Annotated in this window: 4 protein-coding genes; all 4 read left to right on the plus strand. The window is 59.3% G+C overall.

The features are described 5' to 3' along the window. The first annotated feature begins 216 nt into the window (after positions 1 to 216). On the plus strand, positions 217 to 1,137 hold the full coding sequence (locus ACIREA_RS29080) for a sugar phosphate nucleotidyltransferase (protein WP_397385823.1): 921 nt from the start codon (positions 217 to 219) through the stop codon (positions 1,135 to 1,137). A 61-nt stretch (positions 1,138 to 1,198) separates the two neighbouring features. Beyond that, positions 1,199 to 2,188 (plus strand): aminoglycoside phosphotransferase family protein, encoded by a 990-nt coding sequence (locus tag ACIREA_RS29085; protein WP_397385824.1) that lies wholly within the window; start codon positions 1,199 to 1,201, stop codon positions 2,186 to 2,188. A gap of 147 nt (positions 2,189 to 2,335) precedes the next feature. After that, positions 2,336 to 3,244 (plus strand): phosphatidate cytidylyltransferase, encoded by a 909-nt coding sequence (locus tag ACIREA_RS29090; protein WP_397385825.1) that lies wholly within the window; start codon positions 2,336 to 2,338, stop codon positions 3,242 to 3,244. A gap of 19 nt (positions 3,245 to 3,263) precedes the next feature. Then, positions 3,264 to 3,352, plus strand: an 89-nt coding sequence (locus tag ACIREA_RS29095) for a hypothetical protein (protein ID WP_397385826.1), incomplete at its 3' end; no start/stop codon positions are given.

The following is a 3,352-nucleotide window of genomic DNA, read 5'->3' on the forward strand; positions in this document are numbered from 1 at the left end:
ACGGCGGATTCCGTACAGTCCGCAGCTGCGCTGGACGGCGCGGATCCCATGTGCGCGCTGTGCGGCACCGGTTCGGATGGAGGATACTTTCTGCCGGTGGTGATTTCCGTGGCAGTCCTTGTTGGGTTCGTCGCCTGGCTGCAAAAGAAGCGAACTGCTTGATCCTCAGGGGCAACTTCCGTTTGCGCCGTCATCGTGTCCGCGTAAATGCCGCGCGTGAAACAGGCATTTGTATTGGGCGCAGGCATTGGCGAGAGGCTTAAACCGTTGACGGAGCAGCTTCCGAAGCCGCTGGTGCCGGTGTTTCACCGGCCGCTGATCACCTATGCGTTTGATCACCTGCTGGCGGCGGGTGTGTCACGTCTGGTGGTAAACACGCATCACATCCCGGAAGCTTATGCCGAGGCCTTTCCCGATCAAAGCTACAAGGGCACGCCGATCCAGTTCCGTAATGAGAGCCCGGTGCGCCTAGAAACCGCCGGCGGGATTGCCAATGTGCGCGATCTGCTCGGAAACGAGCCCTTCCTCGTCTACAACGGCGACATTCTCACCGACCTGCCGCTAAAGCCGCTGCTCACCGAGCACCGTGAAAACGGCAATCTCGTCACCTTGGTGCTGCGCAGTCATGGGCCTTCGCTGCACATCGCATTTGATCCTCGGCGCGGTCTCGTCACCGACATTCGCAACAAGCTGGGCACAGGTGACGAGGGGAAATACCTCTTCACCGGCATCTACGCCTGCGATCAGGCCATTCATGACTGGATCACTCCCGGCAAGGTCGAGTCCGTCATCCCCATCTTTCTCAACATGATACGATCCGGGGCGAAACTCGGCGCCGTCGTGATTGATGAGGGCAGTTGGTGGGATCTGGGCAGCCGCACGGCCTATTTGTCAGCGCATTCAGCTTTGAACGGCATGTATGGCCCTGCGATTGATCCAGCGGCGCAAATTGAAGCCGGAGCCGTGCTGCGTGGCATCAATGTCATCGGTGCCGGAGCCGTGATTGAAGCCGGAACACAATTGGAAGACAGCATCGTCTGGCCCGGCGGGCGGGTTAAGACGGGTGCTGATCTGAAGCGCTGCATCGTCCGCAGTGGCATCACGGCGGCGGGGAGGGCTGAAGACGTCGATTTTTAGGCGATAATTGCTTTGCGTTGGACATTCAGCGTCCGCATTCGTCATTCTACGTTTCCCCGCCATGCTCCCCGAACACGAGGCTTTGCTCATTTTCACCCGCGAACAGTTCCCTGAACTGAGCGCCACGCCATGTGAAGTGGAGGTGATCCTCAAGGGCGCTTCCGACCGCCACTTCTACCGACTCAAGTGGCAGGCTGAGCGGGAGCCGATGATCCTCATGGTTTATACGCTGGCGCGTCGTGACAATCCGAAATTTGTCCCCGCTACTTACCGCCTGAAGAAAATCGGTGCGCATGTGCCGCAAGTGTATGCCTTTGATGAACATCGCCTTTGTGTCTGGCTGGAAGATCTGGGCCGTATCGACCTGCAGTCCTTCAACGGCCACCCCTGGGAACGGCGTTTGCCCCTGTATCAGGCGACCCTGCGTGAGGCGGCCAAGTTTCATGGCGTCGGCGAAAACACCCTCACTGCGGTGGATATCAACGAGCTGGAACCCGGCTTTGACGAGGCGCTCTACGAATGGGAGCAGGGCTACTTCCTCGAGCATTTTGTGGGAGGCTATCTGGGGCGCGAGTTTGCCAATGCCGAGTACAAAGCCGCTCATGAAACGCTCCGGCAGCTCCGCCGCCGTCTGGCCGGACTACCGCGCTGCCTGGTGCATCGGGATTTTCAAAGCCAGAACGTGCTCATTCGTGGTGAGGACGCATGGCTGGTGGACTACCAGGGCCTGCGCCTTGGCCGCGCGGAATACGATCTCGCCTCGCTGCTCTACGACCCCTACGTGAGCCTCACGAAGACGGAGCGCGCCTGCCTGCTGAGCTACTATGCCGAGCATCGCGGCCTGGCGCTTCCTGACTTGAGTGAAGTTTTTTACCTCTGTGCCGCCCAGCGGCTCATGCAGGCGCTCGGGGCTTATGCCAATCTCAGCCGCAATCTCGGCAAACCGCACTACGAGCAGCACATTCCAGCTGCGGTGTCGAATCTGGCCGAAGTCTGCGCCGAAGGGCAGGGACTGCACGAGCTGCGCACGTTTTTTGCCGGTGGGCTGTGATCAAATCTGGCGCCATTCCCGGCCGGGCTGGATGACGCATGCTGCCATGAGCCTAGAAATTAACGTGGCAGGAAGGAAAGCCAAATGCGAAATCGCATTGCTCTCACCTGCGGGATAGGCTCTAAATGGCTCACCCCAACCTTCCGCATGTCCGAAACCGCCGCCGCCACGCCGACCCCCGCGCCCAGCAAGCGTCGCGTTTTCGCATCCCGTTTGTTCAGCACCCTGCTGCTGTGGTCTCTCCTGACCCTGGCTTTTTTGCAGTGGCAGAACACCTGGCTGATCATCGCCATCACGGGTTTTTTTGGCGTGTCTGGCGCAGTCGAGTATTTCCGGCTGCTGCGCAATGATCCGCATGCGCGCTCCTTCAATGCGCTGGGCTTTGTCATCTGCATTGTTTACTGGGGAGTGGTTCTTTGGTACACGACTTCCCGTCACAAGGCACCGCCCATGGAGTTTGATCTCGCGGCGCTCACTGCCAGCGTGCACGGCTCCTTCATCCTCTGCTACCGCCATCAGCTCGAAGGCGCGTCCACCCTGCAGCGCATTTTCAACACCGTCTTTGGCACCGTTTACACCGTCATCTTCTTCGGCTTCATGGTGCGGCTCATGTACTTCCATGCGGATGGCAAGGGCATCACGGACATCTTCCTCGTGCTCTTCCTCATCATGGTCACCAAGTTCAGCGACATGGGGGCCTACGTGGTGGGTGTGTTGTTCGGGAAGCACAAAATGATCCCGCACATCAGCCCTGCGAAATCGTGGGAGGGCTTTGTCGGTGCCTTTATTGGCTCTTTTGGCGCCGCTGCGGTGCTGCTGGCCACCATCCCTGAAAAAATTGCCCCCATCACCTGGGTGCATGGAATGATTCTCGCACCGCTGCTCTGCGCCACTGCCGTCACGGGGGATCTGGCAGAATCCGTGCTCAAACGCTGCGTGGCCATCAAGGACAGCGGTCACGCTCTCCCCGGCATCGGCGGCATCCTGGATCTGACGGACAGCCTGCTCTTCACCGCGCCGGTGTTTTATTTTTACTTGTCCGCCATCGCACGATAAGCCAAAGCAAGCATTCGTGATGCGCAAAGTTCTCCTCCTCGGCTCCACCGGATCCATCGGCACCAGTGCCCTCAAAGTCGCGCGCGACATTCCCGAGCGCATGCAGAT

It is taken from the genome of Prosthecobacter sp. (genome assembly GCF_044373815.1).
Classification (GTDB): Bacteria; Verrucomicrobiota; Verrucomicrobiia; order Verrucomicrobiales; family Verrucomicrobiaceae; genus Prosthecobacter.